At 61.0% G+C, this 18,135-nt stretch carries 16 protein-coding genes; 5 read left to right on the plus strand and 11 right to left on the minus strand.

What is annotated here, in order from left to right; all coding sequences use genetic code 11:
* Positions 1-34: 34 nt before the first annotated feature.
* The 6 genes from ACIOMR_RS24970 to ACIOMR_RS24995 all read right to left on the minus strand — a co-directional run bounded on the left by ACIOMR_RS24970 (position 35) and on the right by ACIOMR_RS24995 (position 4,658).
* Positions 35-784 carry a hypothetical protein gene (locus ACIOMR_RS24970; protein WP_003217939.1) on the minus strand — a complete coding sequence of 250 codons (750 nt, stop codon included), beginning with the start codon at positions 782-784 and terminating at the stop codon, positions 35-37.
* Positions 785-821: 37 nt separating this feature from the next.
* Positions 822-1,502, minus strand: coding sequence for a C39 family peptidase (locus tag ACIOMR_RS24975; protein WP_003217941.1), 681 nt, complete (start codon positions 1,500-1,502; stop codon positions 822-824).
* Positions 1,503-1,563: 61 nt separating this feature from the next.
* The gene (locus tag ACIOMR_RS24980) at positions 1,564-2,259 is read right to left on the minus strand and encodes a hypothetical protein (RefSeq protein WP_008432027.1); all 696 of its coding nucleotides are present in this window, start codon (positions 2,257-2,259) and stop codon (positions 1,564-1,566) included.
* Positions 2,260-2,338: 79 nt separating this feature from the next.
* Positions 2,339-2,896 carry an adhesin gene (locus ACIOMR_RS24985; RefSeq protein ID WP_401196941.1) on the minus strand — a complete coding sequence of 186 codons (558 nt, stop codon included), beginning with the start codon at positions 2,894-2,896 and terminating at the stop codon, positions 2,339-2,341.
* Between the two features lies 1 nt (position 2,897).
* Positions 2,898-3,344, minus strand: a complete 447-nt coding sequence (locus tag ACIOMR_RS24990; protein WP_003217947.1) for a hypothetical protein — start codon at positions 3,342-3,344, stop codon at positions 2,898-2,900.
* A gap of 318 nt (positions 3,345-3,662) precedes the next feature.
* Entirely contained in the window at positions 3,663-4,658 is a 996-nt protein-coding gene (locus ACIOMR_RS24995; protein WP_401196944.1) for a FecR family protein, read from the minus strand.
* 152 nt (positions 4,659-4,810) lie between these two features.
* Between ACIOMR_RS24995 and ACIOMR_RS25000 the strand changes: the two genes are divergently transcribed.
* The gene (locus tag ACIOMR_RS25000; protein ID WP_003217951.1) at positions 4,811-5,080 is read left to right on the plus strand and encodes a PepSY domain-containing protein; all 270 of its coding nucleotides are present in this window, start codon (positions 4,811-4,813) and stop codon (positions 5,078-5,080) included.
* A gap of 41 nt (positions 5,081-5,121) precedes the next feature.
* On the opposite strand, the gene ACIOMR_RS25005 is transcribed toward ACIOMR_RS25000, so the two are convergent.
* A complete protein-coding gene (locus ACIOMR_RS25005; RefSeq protein WP_401196947.1) occupies positions 5,122-10,236 on the minus strand; it encodes a hypothetical protein in 5,115 nt (1,704 codons plus the stop codon).
* A 170-nt stretch (positions 10,237-10,406) separates the two neighbouring features.
* Between ACIOMR_RS25005 and ACIOMR_RS25010 the strand changes: the two genes are divergently transcribed.
* Positions 10,407-11,444, plus strand: a complete 1,038-nt coding sequence (locus tag ACIOMR_RS25010; RefSeq protein ID WP_177080529.1) for an Ldh family oxidoreductase — start codon at positions 10,407-10,409, stop codon at positions 11,442-11,444.
* A gap of 40 nt (positions 11,445-11,484) precedes the next feature.
* On the opposite strand, the gene ACIOMR_RS25015 is transcribed toward ACIOMR_RS25010, so the two are convergent.
* Positions 11,485-11,805, minus strand: a complete 321-nt coding sequence (locus tag ACIOMR_RS25015; protein WP_401196950.1) for a YqjD family protein — start codon at positions 11,803-11,805, stop codon at positions 11,485-11,487.
* A gap of 175 nt (positions 11,806-11,980) precedes the next feature.
* On the opposite strand from ACIOMR_RS25015, the gene ACIOMR_RS25020 reads away from it, so the two are divergent.
* Positions 11,981-12,232 (plus strand): hypothetical protein, encoded by a 252-nt coding sequence (locus ACIOMR_RS25020; RefSeq protein WP_003217960.1) that lies wholly within the window; start codon positions 11,981-11,983, stop codon positions 12,230-12,232.
* Here ACIOMR_RS25020 and ACIOMR_RS25025 read toward each other — a convergent pair.
* From ACIOMR_RS25025 to ACIOMR_RS25035, 3 genes are all read right to left on the minus strand, one after another.
* Entirely contained in the window at positions 12,207-13,124 is a 918-nt protein-coding gene (locus ACIOMR_RS25025) for a LysR substrate-binding domain-containing protein (protein ID WP_008432042.1), read from the minus strand. The genes ACIOMR_RS25020 and ACIOMR_RS25025 overlap by 26 nt on opposite strands.
* A gap of 55 nt (positions 13,125-13,179) precedes the next feature.
* Positions 13,180-14,469, minus strand: a complete 1,290-nt coding sequence (locus ACIOMR_RS25030) for an MFS transporter (RefSeq protein WP_102369251.1) — start codon at positions 14,467-14,469, stop codon at positions 13,180-13,182.
* Positions 14,470-14,535: 66 nt separating this feature from the next.
* Entirely contained in the window at positions 14,536-15,924 is a 1,389-nt protein-coding gene (locus tag ACIOMR_RS25035; RefSeq protein ID WP_087694379.1) for a M20 family metallopeptidase, read from the minus strand.
* A 119-nt stretch (positions 15,925-16,043) separates the two neighbouring features.
* Here ACIOMR_RS25035 and ACIOMR_RS25040 point away from each other — a divergent pair, with 119 nt between their 5' ends.
* On the plus strand, positions 16,044-16,928 hold the full coding sequence (locus ACIOMR_RS25040; RefSeq protein WP_177123054.1) for a LysR family transcriptional regulator: 885 nt from the start codon (positions 16,044-16,046) through the stop codon (positions 16,926-16,928).
* Positions 16,929-17,037: 109 nt separating this feature from the next.
* On the plus strand, positions 17,038-17,961 hold the full coding sequence (locus ACIOMR_RS25045; protein WP_401196955.1) for a carbon-nitrogen hydrolase family protein: 924 nt from the start codon (positions 17,038-17,040) through the stop codon (positions 17,959-17,961).
* Positions 17,962-18,135: the final 174 nt, after the last annotated feature.

Consider the following 18,135-nt stretch of genomic DNA (forward strand, 5'->3'; position numbering starts at 1 on the left):
TTTCTAATGCGCAAGTGTCGAGGCACAGCGTAGTTCAATAACCGTTAGGGCGTAGGCCCCTGAGTTGATTCAGGTTCAGGTTCTGCCCCAAATTGTTCAAACCGTTGTTGCCCAGCACCACATTGAGTTGGGTCATGTTGCTGACGAAGTTGCTGTTACCCTGCAAAACCGTGCCTTGCAGGACATTCCCGGCGCCGATCTGCTGCAACGAATTGCCCTGATTGTTGTTGGCCAGGATCGCCATTTGCAGCCCGCCATTGGCGGCCGACACCGTGACCTGGCCGGCACCCGTGCTGCCGGTGACCGACTGGCCAGCCACCAGGGCTTGTCCGGACTGGACGACATTGGCCGGCGACAAGCCATTCTGGTTCACATTGATATTCACGTTATTGCTGGCGGTGTTGCCATCGCCGGCGGCGCGCACGCTTTGGGTCACGCCCTGGCCGCTGCCCAGGCCGGCACCACCGACCACCGTGCCGGTGCCATTCGGCTGGTTGGGCGAGACTTTGGTGGGGCTGTCGGTTACCTGCACATAAAACTGCGGGGTGACGGTCGACGCGTTGACGTTCATGCTGGCCGAGCCGGTCACGCTGTCGCCGGCGGCATTGGTCCAGGTACTGCTCATCACGATGCCAAAACTGATGATCCGCCCCGGCATCACGTAGCGACCGCGCAGGTCAGCCAGTTCCGAGTCCTTTATTTCAATCGGTTTGAACACCGATGACGCATAAGCGGGCATTGAGGCTGCCAGGCACATGACCGTCAGCCAACGGTAAGTGTTCATCGTTTGCTCCTGGAGCGTCCTGCCCCTTATTGCGCTTCTAGAAGAAGTCGCTCTGGATAAAACCGAAGTCCATCAATTCACTGTCCCGCACCGGACTGAACTCATTGATTCTGTTTTTCGCCGTCAGTGGGGTGGGCGGGTCGAGCAGCACGTTGGTCTTGTCATAACCTTCGCCCAATACCGCGAAGACGATGCCATTCCAGCCTTTGACGAAGTCGTCGCGGGCATAGCGTTTATGGCCCAGTACCGGGTCGCCGATGTACACCCAGTCCTTGTCGGCGCGCTGCATCACTACGAAGTGCTTGTAGCCGCGAATCTCCAGCAACACCACCACTGGGATCTTCACCGTGAGCAGGGTGTCTGCATTGATCCGGTAACCCCGGGCGCGCATGCCGATGCTTTCCAGGTAGCGCTTCATGTCCAACATCGAAAAGCCCTGGGTACGCACCAGGTCCTGATCGGCGTTGACCAGCATGCCCTTGATGATGTGGTCTTCATCCACATCCATCCAGTAGGCCTGGCGCAGGATGGTGGCCAGGGCGGCGGCACCGCAGCTGAAATCGGTTTTCTGTTCCACCAGGTTGGCGAACTTGCGTTCACGGATGCTCTCGACCTTCTTGAAGATCACGCCACCGCCGGGCATGGCAGCAATCGCCATTTGCCCCGCCCAAGTCGGGCCGGTGAGCAATAACAGGAGGGTGAGGGCGATGATCCGCATGATCGAATGGCCTGGTGGACACTGGAATAAAAAGGGGCCTTGTCGCCAAGGCCCCGTTGCATCAGAAACGTACGCCGGAGGAAATCACAGTGGTGTTGCCCTGCTGATTGCCCACGCCTGCAGCAATGTTGGCGCCCAGGTTGCCCGAAGAGCCATTAAGCGAGTTGTTGGCGCTGGCGTTGTTCACGACAGGCAGGTAAGTGTGGCTGCCCCATGGGCCAGACTGAGTGGCCACGGTATTGAGGAAGGTGTTGTCGACGCTGGTTTGAGTGGTGTTGCTCGAGGCAGCGGCGGCGGCACCACTGGCAGAAGCAATTGCCAGTTGGTTTTTCTGTTGGTTGAAGTTACCCGCGGCAACGCTCACACCCAGGTTGCCGGAGCTGCCGTTGGCCGAGTTGTTGAGCGAAGCGTTGTTGTGGGTAGCCACTTGCACCGAGACGTTGTTGCGGTTGTCTTGGGTAATGGTAGCTTGGGCAAACACGGCATCTGCATCACCGGCCGCAATGGCGGTCTGGTTGTCTTGTTGGTTGCCATCACCGGCTGCGATGTTGGCCTGGGCGTTGCCGCTGCTGCCGTTCAACGAGTTGTTGGCCGACGCGTTGTTCTGGGTGCCCAGGTTGAGCACGCCATTGTGGTTGCTCGATTGCGCATCGGAGACGGCGGCTACTGCAGCGGTAGGCTGATGAGTAGGTGGGTTGGCATGTGCGGCGGCAGCCATGATTGCAGCGAGAGCGAAGGCCAGTGGTTTAAGAGCCATTGTAGTTTTCATGGTATTTCCCCTTGCTTCTAATTAGTTGGTTAAGTGTTGGTACGGTCCAGCTTCGAGCTCCAATGAATCATTGGATCTGTACGTTCAGGGCGTTAGCCATGCGGTTCCCCACCCCGGCACTCTGATTCACCTGTACCACTCCACGGCTGCCGGTGAAGGCCTGGTCGCTTGTGACGACCTGGCGGCTGCCAGTGGTAGAGGTGAACCCTGAGTTTGGTGACAGCGCCACGTTCTGTTGCGACATGACGCTGTCGTCGATGCTTTGCGGGCCAGCATTCACGCTGATCCGCACCGCATTGATCATCTGGTTGCTGGCCCCGGCCGACTGGTTGACGCCCAGTACACCGCTGCCATTGCTGAAAGAGCTGCCCTGGATCGCCACCCTGGCGTTTTGGGAGCGATCGGCCGGTGCGCCGCCGATGGTCTGGCTGAGGGCACCGCCCGCCTGGGAGTTGCTGCCCGCCGAAATCGCGCGGCTGTTGAGCTGTTGTTGCTGATTGCCGGCCGCCTGGTTGATCGAGACGATGCCGTTGTATTGCTTGCCGGAGTTGTCGATCACTGCGCTGTTGTCAGCCATGGCCGCCGAGCAGCCCAGGATCGCCACGAACAACCAGGAATGGTTCATCTCACTGGCCTCCCATCAGGCTGCCGATATTGTTCAAAGGCGCCATGCCGCGGGAGATTGAGCCATTGATCTGCCCCGAGAGGCTGGAGCCGCCACCATGGCCGGCCGCTGCGCCGCCACCGAGGCCTACGCCACCCCCGTTGTTGGTCAAGCCGGGAAGGTTGCCGCCGGGCAGGATGGCGCGAGTGATGCTGGAGCCGCTGCTGATGTTGGCGTAGTCGTTGTCGCTCAGCTCGCTGGTGGCCCGCAGGATCTGTGGAGAAGAATTGGCATTGACGGTGACCGGGTTGGGGTCGACGCCAGCGGTGCGGCCAGCCATGTGGCCCTGGACGGTGCGCTGAATCACGATCACACCGTCGCCTGCCGCGAGCACCGGGAGGCTCACGCTGGTACTCAGTACACAGCTGATCAGCAGAAGGCTCAATGAGCCTGGATTAAGTGTCTTCACGACGGCATTCCTTATTCTTGGCGCTGACCCTAAACAGCGCTGTCAGGAAGAGAGCAGGAGCTGTGCCGCTTTTGAATTTGGGATGACATTCATGGGGTTATGAGCGCGGGGGATAGAATGCACAGTGGATGTGTTTCAACTGTGAGACAGCGGGCCTTTGTCCAGCCCGCCTGGCAGGTGTCTCAGGGATGAAACACTGCGCGCCGTAAACCCGGCACTCCGCAGCCGGCTGTCAGCTCAGCCGGTGCAAGTGTTTCAAAAATGGACGATTTGACGCAGGCAGCATCCGGGAGGAGGGCGCAGGCCCATGACCCTGGCTCAGCTCTTTGGGGTTTTGCGCGGAATGGAATTGAGCACGGGGTTGCCGTCCTGGTTCTGGGTCAGGTAGACCGGCAGGACCTTGGGCAGGGAGGGGACGAGGTTGGACACCTCGTTGATGTTGTAGATGCCACCAATGCGGATCGCGCCGGTGCCGGCGTCGGCCAGCATCACCGGTTTGCTCAGGTAGCGGTTGATCAACGGCAACGCGTCGGCCAGGGCCAGGTTGTCGAGGATCAGCTTGCCTTCACGCCAGGCCAGGGCCGTGTCGCCCGGGGCAATCGGCCGGGCCAGGGGGCTGGCGTCGCCACGGTTGTAACTGGCCTGCATCCCGGGTGACAGGCGCAGGCCGCTGTGGGCGTCGTCGCTGCTCACCAGCACCGAGCCTTGCAGCAGCATGACCCGCACATGGTCTTCGTATTTCCAGACATTGAACTGAGTGCCGGTCACTCGAACCTGGCCGTCCCCGGCGTGGACGATAAACGGATGTTGCGCGTCATGGCTGACCTTGAAAAACGCCTCGCCTTTTTTCAGGGTAACCCGGCGCTGATCCTTGAAGTTGCTGTAGACCAGTTCGGTGCCCAGGTTAAGTTCAACCTGGCTGCCGTCGTCAAGGGTGACCTGGCGCAAGCTGTTTTCAGCTTCGTAATGGTTGTACGAGCTGGGCAGCCAGCCTGCTTCCCAGCCGGTAAGGGCCGCCAGTGGCAAGGCCACCAGGCATATCGCCGCCGCTACCGCGTAGTTCCTCAAACGGCTGCGAGGTTGTCGTCGCGCCACGACGGGGGCCGGCTCGCTGCGGGGCAAGTGATCGGCAACGTCCCAGATTTCCAGCATCGCGGCGTATTCGAAGGCATGCAGTGGATGCGCATCGTGCCACTGCTCGAAGGCCTGACGCTCCGCCGTCGTGCAATCGCCAGCGTGCAGACGCATGCACCAGTGCGCAGCGGCATCGGTGATGGCGTCGTATTCGGCTTCTGATAGGGACTTATCTGTCATTAACTCATCCTGATTTCCGACATTCTAACCTCCACAGCAGGACGGCGAGAACAGCCATCATGGCGAATGCACATCAATTGGAACTAATTCTCGTCTGCAGGGCCCTAAAAAATTCAGGACAGGTAACACTCATTCCCTAATGGAGCACGAAAATGCTTAAGAAAACCTTAGCCGCCGTTGTCGCAACCACCGCCTTGCTCAGTGCTGGAGCCGCCCTGGCGGACAAACCGGGCGCAGGCTGGATCACCATCGAAAAAGCCATCGAGACCGCCAAGACCAAGGCTGGTTACGTCCAGATCTACAAGATCGAAGCCGATAACGATGGCTATTGGGAAGGTGAGGGGCGCAAGGCCGATGGCGTGGTCTATGAGTTCCGCATCGATGGTGAGTCGGGCAATGTGTTGCGCGATCAGAAAGACTGAATGAACTGACGGGTGCGGGCGTTCGGCCCGCACCCTGCCTGTTACGGTGTGGCTTCGGCAATCGAAGGCACGGGGTCCAGCTGGCGCCCCAGGGTTGTGATCAATAAGGTCAGTGAGTCGGCGTTATCCATCTGTGTGTTGAACCGCCGCGTCAGGTTGGTTTTGAAAATTCCCCGCGCATTGCTCAAGTCCACGCCTCCGGTCGTGGCAAGAATCTGCTGCCTGATGTAGTCATCTTCCTGGTCGGTTCCCAGATCAGACCCGGTAGCCCCCCACGCGTCCGCTGATTTGAACAACTGCCCCACTGGCGTGTTGATCGAGTACGCATTCTCCTGCACGTTGCGCAGCCAGTCTTGAAGATCGCGACCGGCTTGGGTCTGTACTTCAATCAGGTCGGAAAAAGGTGATGTGGAATTGAGGTAGGCGACGTCGGCGGTATTGCTCACGATATGAGTCAACTCATGAATCAAGGTGGCCGCGCGGGCATGGGCTCTTTGGTCGAAGTGATTGATCAGGCGCCCTTCGAAATCGGCCGTAGGCGGGTTGAAGAAGTTTTCAGTGAGGTAGATGCGTCGATCCGGGTCGCCGTCGATAGTAAACGCCCAATGCCGTTCCGGTTCGGCAATATGCGCACCGGAGACGAAACGCCGGGAGTTGAGCGAGTAGAGTGCCGGCTCCAGCGCCTCATCGAGGAGGGCGGTCACCGTGTCCATGAGTTTTTGCGCGAGGGCTTCCGGAAACTTGGCCGGGCCGGTGTCGGCGTCTATCGGGATGCCGAAGAAGCGGTTGATAAAGCGATGCACCCGGGTCACGGGCGGATACTGGTGGTCGAGCAGCTTCAGGTTCTGCTGGCAGTTGTGCAGGTAGAAGGTTGCCAGGTCCAGTGCCTCGACGATCGCCTGGGCCCTGGAGGGCGACACACGCCGAATCTCGGCCAGGCCGCGGGCCTCGACGTTCATCACCTGGTCCACGGCTGTCCGCACCTCACGGCGGTCCATCATTGCACTCCACCCGGGGCCGTGGCGGCGAACCGATGCTCTTGGGTCCAGGGTCCATTTGCGGTTGGCATCCAGGCGCACAAACGGTCCTTTGGACCGTGTACTGAAAAGCCGCCAATGGCCTTCGACCTGCCTGGCGCGGTAGACCTTGCCTGCGCACGGCAGGTAATGCCGGTTGTCCGTCGCTGTGTAGACGCCCGTGTTGCCTGCCGTCAGGCCCTCCAGGCTGATGTCGCAGGCTTCGTACGCTTGCAGCCGGGTTCGGGCCCGGGCGGTGACGTCGATGTCGTGCCAGGCACTGGCCGTTTGCGTCGGCGCGGGTTGCGCGGGGGCGGTGCCTGGTGTCGAGGGTTCATCCATCAATGCGCGGATCGAAGCCATTTGCGCGACACCGCCGATGAAGGTTTGCAGCGCCTCGCGCCAGCGGTGTTGCTGCAAGTCTTCGGCAGAGGCCTGGAACAGTTTGTAGCTTTGCCAGATCACCAGCGGCACCATCAGTTTGCCCGGCAGCAACGCCTGCGCGTGCTGCAGTCCGCTGCTGAACAAGGCTTTGAGGGTGTCCCAGGCTGACCGGCCGTTGGCCTGGGATTGCTGTTCAAACAGGTTCGAGATCAATCCGATGTTGTCGCGGTACAACTGCTTGAGGGCGTGGCCCCTGATCGGCTTGGCCCCCAGGGTGATTTCCGAGGTTCCCCCGACCGTGCTGGCCCAGAGGTGTCTATACGTGGCTTGCTCAGCCTCTGGCAGGCGACCGATCACCCAGTCCTGCAAGGGGCCGGGCAGGTTGAGCCGGCGAATCAAATCCGCCTCGTTGTCGAACTCCTGGAACGCCTGTTGCGGCCCATAGGGCGCATACATCACCAGCGGAGTGCTTTCGACGGCACTGATCAAGTAGACCCCAAGGGCCTTGATGGACCGGGCCCCCGCCGTGGCGATCAACTCCAGCGGACGCACTGTCGAGGTCGCGCCCTCGACCGCTGCGCGGGCGAGCGCGTCCGGCATGTCGAGGACCTGTTCGACCAGGCTCAGGCCCGCGGGTGATAACAGTTCCTGCAGCCTCAGCGCGTGGGCATTTTGCAACAGTTGCCAGGGCAGTTGCCGAATAAACCGGCGCTCCCGCACGTCTGCGCCCGGCTTGCCCGGGGTGAGTTTTTCGACCAGGCAAGCCTGGTGGTCCTGCTTGAGGGGCAGGCGCGCGAGGATCTGGCGCACCACAGCAGGTGTCAGGCCGGCGGCTGTGGACTCGACATCGAATGCAGCAGCTTGCTGGCTGACGTGATTGAGGGCGTAGTCCACCAGGTTCTGCCGCTGGCCGGCCAATACCAGCTTGGGCAGGATGTAGACGTCTTGCGGGCGCACGTCATAGGGCTGCAACAAGTCGATGAGCTTGCTGCCGAGATACGCTGGCAGCGGCAGGAAATCGTCAAGGTAATCCTTGTCGTCCGTGAGGCTGTGGCGGTATTGCTCAAGGATTTCGACATGGCGACGCTGTTGGCTGACAGACGCCATCCCCAGCCAGGCGGGCAGTGATTGTTGTGCCATGAAGGTCTGGGCGATTTGTGAGGCATGGCCCAGGTCGTTGGCCGGCAAGGCCTTTTCCAGCCCCCCGAGACGCTTCAGCAAGGCGTCCCCTGAGAGCGTCAGGGTGAGGCAGTGAGCCCGTTGTGCCCGGTAATGATCAATCCAGGACTGCTGGCAGTGCTGTGCGACCGCGCCGTTGATCAGCATGAACTGACCGAGTGCGCAGGCCTGGTGCGGTTTGAGATAGCGCGGGTCGAGATTGGCCAGTAGCTGCCTGCGAAGGTCCGGCGCGGCCAGTCGTCGTTGCAGTTCTGTCTGCAATTGGCTGACGTTGGCGAAACTCTCCAGGCCGCGCGCCGGCGTCCACAGCACGGCCCGGCCTGAGTGGGACGGGGCCAGGCCGCCGCGTTCGGTGAGCATCAAGCAATGCGCCAGGGGCACCCGTTGCGTCAGGCCCTCGGGTTCGACGGTCAACGCATAGGCATCCGGGATGAATCCACCCAGGCCCTGGCGCCGGCGGCGATCTGGGTGTTGAAGATCAAACACCGTCTGCGCGATCGCCTCATCACGCGCGTCCAGGCTGTTGTTGAGGCGCCTGAGCCTGGCTTCGCCCTGGATCGCCACCGCCATGGCATGGGCCATCGGCGCCGTGAGCTGTTCCAGGTATTCGCGGGGAATATCGGCAATGTTGGAGTGATGAAACTTGACCAGTGCGGCATCGAGCACTGCGTTGGCTTGCGCTATGTCCAGGCCGCCCAGCGGTGTGACAGCCCCATCGACCTGGCTGGCGTAAAGGCCATAGTGCGGCGTTTGCGGAATCGGCCCGCGCTTGTGTATCAGGCGCGCAAGAAAGTAACTGCGCAGGCTCTGGCTTTCCAGGGGCGCAGTGGCGGGTGTCGCGGTTGCGCTGGCGGCGTAGCGATTGACGTAGATCTTGCCGGGATCGTGGCCAGCCAAGCCGCGGCGGTTGAACTCGGCGGTGAGCGCCTGATTGACGGTGTTGGCCAATGTGGGTTGCGCTCGCACCTGGGTTGCCAGCGTGTCCTGGATATCGGTCATCTGCTTTTGCAGCAGGGCGGCACGTTCGGCGGCCAGCGACACCGGGCGAGTCGGGTCGGCCAGTACCGAATGAGGCGTCCAGCGTCCCGCGGTATCCAGGCCCGGGAGGTGGCTGTCGATCATGTACCGCACATCCAGCGCGTAGTCGAGCAAGGCCGAGGGGTCAATGCCGGCGCGGGTGCGTCGGTACAGGTCGAGTGCGTAGCGTAGGTTCTGTTGCTGCTTGCCGATGATGGTTTCGAGCACCTGCTCAAACAGATTGCCGGCGATGGGAGTACCGGAAAACTGCGGCGTCTTGAACCCTACAAACAGCGCCCGCTCCTCCAGGGACATCAGGTTGTAGAGGTCGTCTTCATAGCCTGGCGCCTTGACCATGGCCTTGAGGGTGTCCATCAGGTCGTCGTAGGTCCCGAGCACCTGCAGGCCCTTCTCGGGGGTGTAGAGAAAGGTCTGCGAATTGCCGATCATCAAGGTGCTGGCCAGCTCGACGGCGTTGCTCGGCTGCTCCCAGATCTGTACGTTCTCGACGCGCAGCGTCTGGCTGTTCGGGGGGGCCTCGTTACCCCGGGAAGAGTACAGCGCTGCCAATGCGCGGCTTTGCTCCGGACTGATGATGGATTGCTGGCGCTTGAACAGCAGATCCAGTTGCGCATTGGCGGCCATGGCCCGGGCAAACCAGGCCCGACGCGACACGCCCGGTGCGATCTCGCTGTTCCAGAACGTCTCCAGTGCACTGTGCAGGAACGGGATCAGTTGGCCGGCGGCTTGTTTGATCGCGGTTTCCCAACGCTGCGTGTCGCGGGCCTTGGCGTCGGCAGGCCGCTTGGGGTGGAAGAACTCCCGGGTTTGCCCGGCGGGCCAGGCTTGTTCACGGTAGTACAACAGCACCGCGTCATTGAGTTGCAGCGAGTCGAGCCAGCGAGGCACCGTGTGCCCAACGGGCTGTATGGCGAAAAAACTCACGTGGGCTTCGCCGGGGCTGAGCCCGGGGAACAGTGGGCGGCAGACGCTTTCGAGCAGTTTTGAAAGCAGGGCGCCGAGGGCGGGCAACTGTTTCAACGCCGCCAGCAGCGCCTGGCGATTATTCTCCTGATAGCGCCTGAGGGTTTTTTTCTGTTCACCCAATACGTCGCCGAGCATGGCCTCCGGTGTCAGCACCAGTCGGTTGTCGAGTAGCGGCGATGGTTGTTGCTGCAAGGGCAGGAAGTACAGCAGTTGCGTGGCGCTGTCCGGGGTTTTCAAGCGCTCGGTCAGTGCTGTCAGCAAGTGGGCGGGGCTGTCGAATTTTTCCAGGCCGCCGTACGGGGTGTAGAGCCAGGCATGTGGGTAGGCGCTGGTTGAACTCATCATGAAGCTGCCGGCCAGTTCGACGGCATTGGCAGTGCTTTTATTCAACCAGATGCGCTGCGCGATCATTGGCGGCGACTGTTGGCGACGGCCTGCATCGCTGGCAAAAAACACCTTGCCGAGAAACTCGATGTCCCTGCTGTCGATGTTCAGCTGGCGCTCACGGTCCAGCGCCCTCCAGCCCACGCGCATGGCTTCGGGGAAAAAATACGGGAGAGGGGTGTGGCTCATCATCCTGATCCTTGAAGAGTTGCGTGCCTGCAACCTATCCAGGCCTGGCGCCACGAGGGGCTAGATATGTCTGGCGCTCCCTGTCGACAGCCATGGGGCAAACCCTGTCTAATCGACGGACCGATTCTTGTACGCTGTTGCCCATTCCAATAATTAAACGGGAGCTTCAGATGTCTGCATCGCCTTTGGATGTCGAGTCTTCATCAGAGCGACTCAGTTATGCGCAATTGACCGACCTGCTGCGCCAGGTGTTTGTCCGCCACGGTACGTCGGCCGATGTGGCCCAGGTGCTGGCCGAGAACTGCGCCAGCGCCGAGCGCGACGGTGCCCACAGCCACGGTGTATTCCGTATCCCCGGTTACGTCTCGACCCTGGCCAGTGGCTGGGTCAACGGCAAGGCGGTGCCGGTGGTCGAGGATGTGGCCAGCGGGTTTGTGCGGGTGGATGCGGCTAACGGCTTCGCCCAGCCCGCGCTGCAAGCCGCCCGTGCGCTGTTGGTGGAAAAGGCCCGCAGTGCCGGGATTGCCTTGCTGGCGATCCATAACTCCCACCACTTCGCGGCGCTTTGGCCGGATGTCGAGCCTTTTGCTGAAGAAGGCCTGGTGGCCTTGAGCGTGGTCAACAGCATGACCTGCGTGGTGCCCCACGGCGCCGACCGCCCGCTGTTCGGCACCAACCCCATTGCCTTCGCCGCGCCCCGCGCCGATGGCCTGCCGATCGTGTTTGACCTGGCCACCAGCGCCATCGCCCATGGCGACGTGCAGATTGCCGCGCGCAAGGGCGAGCGCTTGCCACCCGGCATGGGCGTGGACAGCCTCGGCCAGCCGACCCAGGACCCCAAGGCGATCCTCGAAGGCGGCGCGCTGTTGCCGTTTGGCGGGCACAAGGGGTCGGCCCTGTCGATGATGGTCGAGCTGCTGGCCGCGGCCCTCACGGGCGGTAACTTCTCGTTTGAGTTCAACTGGTCCGATCACCCCGGCGCCCGCACCCCATGGACCGGCCAACTGCTGATCGTGATCGACCCGAGCAAGACCGCCGGGCAGAGCTTCGCCGAGCGCAGCCAGGAATTGGTGCGACAGATGCATGCGGCAGGGTTGCGGCGTTTGCCGGGGGATCGGCGCCATCGCACACGGGCGAAGTCGCTGTCAGGCGGGATCGAGATCGAAACGCAGGAATTGAGTCGGTTGAGGGTGTTGGCACAGGCGTGAAGCGAGCTGCGCCCGGGGAGGGCGCAGCCGTTGCATCAGATCAGTTGCGGCGGCCCAGCAACAGGCCGACTACCAGGCCAAACCCGGCGGAAATCGCCACGGTCTGCCATGGGTGGCCACCGATATAGCTTTCGGTGGCATCCACCACCGGCTTGCTGCGCTCGCGCACGTTGGACACCGAGTCCAGCGCCTGCTTGAGCTTGATGGCGACCTGTTCACGCAGGGTTTCACCTTCTTCTCCCACCAGTGACGCGCTGCTTTTGAGCAGCTTGTCCGATTCTTCGATCAGTGCGGTCAGTTCACTGAAGGCTTGGTCCTTGATTTGGTCTTCGACGGCTTGGGCGGCAGATTTGCGAGCCATTGGGTTAACTCCTTGCGGGTGAATGTGGCAATGAATGCGCTTGATGAAGAATGGAGTGTTTGAAGCGGGCAAAAGTTGCAGTTTTTTTCCTGTGGTCAGCTTAGGAGAAATCCAGGCCAGGAAATTTCAACCTACAGTGTAAGATGTCACCTATTTGTGCAGCAGGTAATTCAACATGAGCTTCAATCTGGCCAACAAGCCCCTCGCCGAGCGCGCCGCGCTGGAAGATGAAAAGTCCCGTCTCTACGACCTCTGGCAAAGCAACCTGGGCAAGGCCAAGGGTGAGGCCGCCCGCCTGTTTGGCGAACGCGCCAAGCGCAAGGGCAAATGGGCCGAATGGGTGCGTGCAGAACTGGACGGCATGTCACCGCCGGAGTTCTCGAACATGGTGCGCAGTGAAGTCAATCGCCTGATGGCGGCGAAGTAAAACAAGCCTCGATTGCCTCGCGCACCTTGAGCAGCAACGGATCCAGTTGCGCCTGGGTGCGCCAGCCCAGCTCCACCGGGTAACGCGGCAGCGCCAGCGGGCAAGGCAGCTCCCTCAGTCCGGTCATCTGCGCGATGGCCTGCGCCGCATGGCCGGGGATGGTCGCCACCGCCTGGCTGCCCTTGAGCAGGAACGGCAGCGCCGCGAAGTGCGTGGTCGAGGCACCTACGTGGCGGCTCAGCCCCTGCGCGGCCAGGCCCTCGTCGGTGATCCCGATAAACCCGCCGGATGACACCAGCACATGCTCGCGCCTGACGAACTCGTCGAGGTCGATGGCCTGTTGTCCCGGCGCCAGGCTGTCGGGGTCCACCAGGCACGCGTAATGGCCTTCCCCCAATACCTGCCGGCTCAACCGGCGCTCTGCAAACCCGCCGGCGGTGATTGCCAGGTCCAGGCTGCGGTCGAGCAGGGCGTCGGCAACGATCTGGCTGTGGGTCTGGCGGAACATCAACCGCAGCTTTGGCGCACGCCGGGCAATCTCTTCAATCAGCCGCCGGCCGTAGGCGATTTCGAAATCATCCGATAACCCCACCACCACCGAACGGCCCTGATAGTGATTGCCCTGGGGATCCACCATCGCCAGGCTCTGGCGGCAGCGATCCAGGGCTTCGCTGATCACCGGCTTCAACTGATTGGCCCGCAAGGTGGGCGCCAGGCCCCGGCCGGTACGCACGAACAACTGATCGCCGTACACATCGCGCAAGCGGCGCAGGGCTGCACTGATCGCCGACTGCGTGACGCCAAGGCGCAGGGCGGCACGGCTGGCACTGGATTCGTCGTGCAGGGCCTCGAAGGTTTTCAGCAGGTTGAGATCGACGTTGGCGATATTCATCAGGCTCATATCATGTGACTGGATATGCCCTGAATATATAACGTCCCGCCAGGTGCTACACCAGGCGCAATGTTCTCTTTGCCACCACGAGCGCGCCAATGCTGAGGGCAGCCGCCGCTATCAGGTAAAAGCTCGGCGCCAGCTGCGAGCCGGTCAGCGCGATCAACCCGGTTGCAATCACCGGTGCAAAGCCACCGAATATCGTCACGGCCAGGTTGTAGCTGAGTGACATGCCGGTCACCCGGGTGCGTACGGGAAATACATCGGCCATAAGTGATGCCAGTGGGGCGAAGTAGACGGCCTTGATCAACGCCATCATCGACACCACCAGCAACAACGAGGTGGCGCTCGGTACTCTGTTGAGCCAGGCGAATGCCGGAAAGATTACGAGGATGTAGATGCTCGAGGCCCACAACATGATTTTGATCCGGCTGACATAACCGGTGATGAACCCTACAACCGGCGTCACCACGGTCAGGATGATCCCGCCCGTCAGCGTGGCCAGGAAGCCTGTGGACTGGGGAATGTCCAAGGTGGTCGAGGCATAAGACGGCATGTACTTGATCATGAAGTTGGACGCCGTCGACACGATCAGCACGCCCATCGCCACCAGCAACAAGGTCTTCTGCGAGAGCAGCACTTCCCGCAACGGCCGTGAGCCCGGCTGGCTTTCCTTGAAATCGGGCGACTCATCCACCGTGCGGCGGATGTACAGGCCCACCGGGGCGAGGATCAGCCCGAAGAAAAACGGCACGCGCCAACCCCAGTCGAACATCTGTTGATCATTCAGGCTGATGGTCAGGAAGTAGCCGAACAATGAGGCGATGACCACGCCAAAGCCTTGGCTTGCAAACTGCAGGCTCGCGACAAAGTTACGGGTCTTCTGCGGTGCATGCTCCATCATGAACGCGGTGGAGCTGCCGAACTCACCACCGGCGGAGAAACCCTGGAGCAGGCGGGCGAACAGAATACCGATCGGCGCAATAATCCCGATAGTTGCATAGCTGGGCATCACGGCAATCATCGCCGTCCCTATCAGCATCAGCATGATGGACAGCGTCAACGCCTTCTTGCGTCCCTGCCGGTCGGCATAGGAACCGAGCACGGCAGCGCCCAGTGGCCGGATAAGAAATGAAAGGCCGAAGGTCGCGAAGGCCAGGAACAGCGACACGGCCGGGTCGGCGGCCGGGAAAAATACCTTGCTTATGGTCAGCGCAAAATAGGCGTACACCGACAGGTCGAACCATTCAAGCGTATTACCGATCAAGGCCGCGCCAATGGGTTTCCAGAGGGGCGTGGCCTTTGCGATCGTGGGTGAAACGGTGGGGGACGATAACGCTGTCATTCTTGACGCTCCTGATTTTATAGGGGGGTGAGCGGCAGATAAAAAGGGTCGGCGGACCCCGATTTTTTATTGTGGTTTGAAGGGGGCGAGGTGACCCAGGTCCCAGAACAGCGAGGTCATGATTTGCAGCCCTTCGAGGACTACCGAGCCCAACAGATGCTCATCCGGCGCATGTTGTGAACACCCGGGGTAGGAGTGCGGTATCCACAAGGTGGGCAAACCCAATATGTCCGCGAAAATATCGTTGGGCAGGGTGCCTGCAAGGTTCGGTAACACGGCAACGGGCCGGTGGGTGGCATCGGCGATCGACTGTTTGGCGAAGCGTACCCAAGGGTTGTCAGGGTCCAGGCGACTGGCCGGTGTGCAACGGTCAATCACGATATCGACCTGTTGAAACCCCTCGGCATCCAGGTGTTGGCGCAGCAGCTTTTGCAGATTCTGCCAGTCAGTGCCGACCACAAATCGCAACTGGCAATGCGCGGTGGCGCGGGGTGGAATGGCGTTGACCGGTTTGGTCGGATTGCCTGCGATAAACGCAAGGATCTCCACCGTGTTCCAGCCGAAGAGTCGTTCACCCAGGGTCAGGCCAGGCTCGCCCCAATCAACATCCAGTTCCCGGCCCAGGGAGCGCGGATGGATGTCCAAGTCGCGGATGGCTTCGCGTACGGAGTCGGGTATGGCGTCAGGCACCAGCGTTCGGCAGCGAATACGACCGTCCTTGTCCACCAGGCTGGCTAGCGCATTGGCCAATACTACGGCGGGGTTGGACATCACACCGCCCCAGTTACCGGAGTGAAGGCCCTTGTCGCGTGCGTTGACTTCCAGGGAAAACAACGCGGAACCTCTGGAACCGAGGAATATTGTCGGGCGACTGTCGTTCAAGCGCGGCCCGTCGGAGGCGATGAACACATCGGCTTGCAACAGCTCCCGGTGCAGAGTGCAAATCTCCCGCAGCCCGGGAGAACCGCATTCTTCGCCGGTTTCGAACAGCACTTTGACGTTAAAGCCCAAGCGCCCCTCACGTTGCTTGATGACGTGCTCGAGGGCAGTCAGGTTGACGCTGTGCTGGCCCTTGTTGTCCGCGGTGCCTCGGCCATACCAACGATCACCTTCCACGCTCAACGCCCAAGGGCTGAGGCCCTCGCGCCATTGCTCGTCATACCCGAGCACTACGTCGCCATGTCCATACGTTAATACCGTGGGCAAATCAGCCCCTTCGTGGCGTGAGGCGAACAGCAACGGGCCGGCGCCCGACGGGTTATCGAGCATCTGGCATTCAAAACCCATTGCGATCAGCGCTGGTTGTATTTCCTGTTGCAGGTACCGCGTCAGTTCGTGCGCCTGGCCGGGGTTCTGGCTTTCGCTGCGAATGGCAATCCTGCGACGCAGATCGGCTTCAAAATGGCCTTCGGCCAGGTACTGGCGAACATTCGCGAGCGCTTGTTGCTTGGACATGGCAGTTCCGGTGCGGGCTGAGGTTCAATCCAATATAGAAGTCATGCATCGGTGTGTATATTGCTGTTTTTTGACGTTTGCCTTCTAATAAATAGATCCCTGGGTAAAGGAATCAAACTGTGGATTATCGTTATTTCCTGGCCGTATTCGATACAGGATCACTGGCTGCTGCCGGCGAACGCTTGCACATCGCGCCCAGTGCGGTCAGTCGCCAGATCTCCCTGTTGGAAGAAACCATCGGGGTTCCATTGTTCGAGCGCCGGCCAAGGGGCATGCAGCCCACAGCGGCCGGCAATGCCTTGGCCGATCACGCACGGCGTGCCTTGCTGGAGGAGCAAAGCCTGCTCTCGGAGCTACGGGCGGGCGATTATCCGGGCGCGAAAGTGGTTCGGCTGGTGTCCACCGAGGGGCTGTCCCGTTATTTCCTGCCTCAGGTGCTGATCCGGCATTATCAGCAAAATCCCGTTTTCCAGTATGTGCTGGAAGTGATGTCGCCTCACGAATGCGCGGATAAAGTGAGACGCGGCGAAGCCGATGTGGGGTTGGTATTCAGTACCGAGCCTGTCGAAGGGGTTGAAGTGCGGCATTCCAGTCGCTCGCCGATCCGCGCGGTGATGCGGGTGGGGCATCCACTGGCGGCGGTCAGGCAACTGTCCCTTCGATCGCTGTCCGCTTACCCGTTGGCGCTGACGCCAAAAGGCTCTACCCAGCGGCAATTGTTCGACCTGGTTTGCCAGATGGAAGGGCTGACGTTCAATCACGTAATGACCTGCAATTATTCGGGCGCCATCCATGAATTCGTTCGCAACACGGACACCATCGCGTTTGGTGGGGCGATCAGTCATCGGGCGAATGGGAGCGACGAGCTGACCTCGGTTGCGCTGTCGAACCCGCAGTTTTCAGACCGGGCAATTCAAGTCCTGACCATGCCCAAGCGTGCTTTGCCGGCGGCGCTGGAGCGGTTTATCGAGAGTCTTGTCGGATTCCTGAAGGACGCTGACTGATGGATGATGATATTCATATGGCTCATATCAGTTAGCAGCGAAGCGGGCTTTATTCATGATTGCCGCTGGCCGGAGAATGGGCAACCCCCATTGATACGGAGTGATCGTGATGCCTGTTTCTACCGTGGCTGCGCTGCAAATCGGTTCCTTGCCGGGAGGCAAGGCTGAGACCCTGGAACAGATCCTGTCCTACGAGGACGAAATCCTGCGCAGCGGTGCGCAACTGGTGGTGATGCCGGAAGCGTTGCTCGGGGGTTATCCCAAGGGTGAGGGCTTCGGCACCCAGCTGGGTTATCGCCTGCCTGAAGGGCGTGAGGCCTTTGCGCGGTATTTTGCCAATGCGATTGATGTGCCGGGTGTGGAGACCGAAGCGCTGGCCGGCTTGTCGGCGCGCACCGGGGCGAGCCTGGTGTTGGGCGTGATCGAGCGCAGTGGCAGCACGTTGTATTGCACGGTGCTGTATTTCGAGCCGGTGGGCGGGTTGGTGGCCAGGCATCGCAAATTGATGCCTACCGGCACTGAGCGGCTGATCTGGGGCAAGGGTGATGGTTCGACGTTGCCAGTGATTGATGCCGCGGTAGGGCGCATCGGTGGCGCCGTGTGCTGGGAGAATATGATGCCGTTGTTGCGCACCGCGATGTACGCCAAGGGTGTGGAAGTGTGGTGCGCGCCGACGGTGGATGAGCGGGAAATGTGGCAGGTGAGCATGCGGCATATTGCCCATGAGGGGCGGTGTTTTGTGGTGAGTGCGTGTCAGGTGCAGGCGTCACCCCAGGCGTTGGGTGTGGAGGTGGCGAATTGGCCGGTGGATCGGCCTCTGATCGCGGGGGGCAGTGTGATTGTCGGGCCCATGGGGGACGTTCTTGCCGGGCCATTGCTCGGTGGGGCGGGGTTGCTGGTGGCGCGGATTGATACGGATGATTTGGTGCGGGCGCGGTATGACTATGATGTGGTTGGGCATTATGCCCGGCCGGATATTTTCGAATTGACCGTGGATGAGCGTGCTAAACCCGGTGTGCGGTTTTTGGGTTGAGTACATATCCGTTATTTAGGTAACGGCGGCTTATGGTTCCGCTCTTACAGCGGGTCACTTTTGGCAAACGCCCCAAAAGTAACCAAAAGGTCTCTGCCCCACCACTCGGTGCCTCGCTTAGGCTCGGCATGCCCGCACTCCGGCCCGGTTCCGCGGGCCGCCGCGACGGGCCAT

The organism is Pseudomonas sp. NPDC087814, assembly GCF_044742865.1.
In the GTDB taxonomy this organism is placed as follows: domain Bacteria; phylum Pseudomonadota; class Gammaproteobacteria; order Pseudomonadales; family Pseudomonadaceae; genus Aquipseudomonas.

Excerpts from the sequence above, each read along its gene's own strand:
- ACIOMR_RS25015 (WP_401196950.1), bottom strand. The coding sequence starts at position 11,805 with ATGGCTCGCAAATCTGCCGCCCAAGCCGTCGAAGACCAAATCAAGGAC.
- ACIOMR_RS25045 (WP_401196955.1), top strand. The coding sequence starts at position 17,038 with ATGCCTGTTTCTACCGTGGCTGCGCTGCAAATCGGTTCCTTGCCGGGA.
- ACIOMR_RS25020 (WP_003217960.1), top strand. The coding sequence starts at position 11,981 with ATGAGCTTCAATCTGGCCAACAAGCCCCTCGCCGAGCGCGCCGCGCTG.
- ACIOMR_RS24980 (WP_008432027.1), bottom strand. The coding sequence starts at position 2,259 with ATGGCTCTTAAACCACTGGCCTTCGCTCTCGCTGCAATCATGGCTGCC.
- ACIOMR_RS25025 (WP_008432042.1), bottom strand. The coding sequence starts at position 13,124 with ATGAATATCGCCAACGTCGATCTCAACCTGCTGAAAACCTTCGAGGCC.
- ACIOMR_RS25000 (WP_003217951.1), top strand. The coding sequence starts at position 4,811 with ATGCTTAAGAAAACCTTAGCCGCCGTTGTCGCAACCACCGCCTTGCTC.
- ACIOMR_RS24975 (WP_003217941.1), bottom strand. The coding sequence starts at position 1,502 with ATGCGGATCATCGCCCTCACCCTCCTGTTATTGCTCACCGGCCCGACT.
- ACIOMR_RS24970 (WP_003217939.1), bottom strand. The coding sequence starts at position 784 with ATGAACACTTACCGTTGGCTGACGGTCATGTGCCTGGCAGCCTCAATG.
- ACIOMR_RS25035 (WP_087694379.1), bottom strand. The coding sequence starts at position 15,924 with ATGTCCAAGCAACAAGCGCTCGCGAATGTTCGCCAGTACCTGGCCGAA.
- ACIOMR_RS25010 (WP_177080529.1), top strand. The coding sequence starts at position 10,407 with ATGTCTGCATCGCCTTTGGATGTCGAGTCTTCATCAGAGCGACTCAGT.
- ACIOMR_RS24985 (WP_401196941.1), bottom strand. The coding sequence starts at position 2,896 with ATGAACCATTCCTGGTTGTTCGTGGCGATCCTGGGCTGCTCGGCGGCC.
- ACIOMR_RS24995 (WP_401196944.1), bottom strand. The coding sequence starts at position 4,658 with ATGACAGATAAGTCCCTATCAGAAGCCGAATACGACGCCATCACCGAT.
- ACIOMR_RS25030 (WP_102369251.1), bottom strand. The coding sequence starts at position 14,469 with ATGACAGCGTTATCGTCCCCCACCGTTTCACCCACGATCGCAAAGGCC.
- ACIOMR_RS25005 (WP_401196947.1), bottom strand. The coding sequence starts at position 10,236 with ATGAGCCACACCCCTCTCCCGTATTTTTTCCCCGAAGCCATGCGCGTG.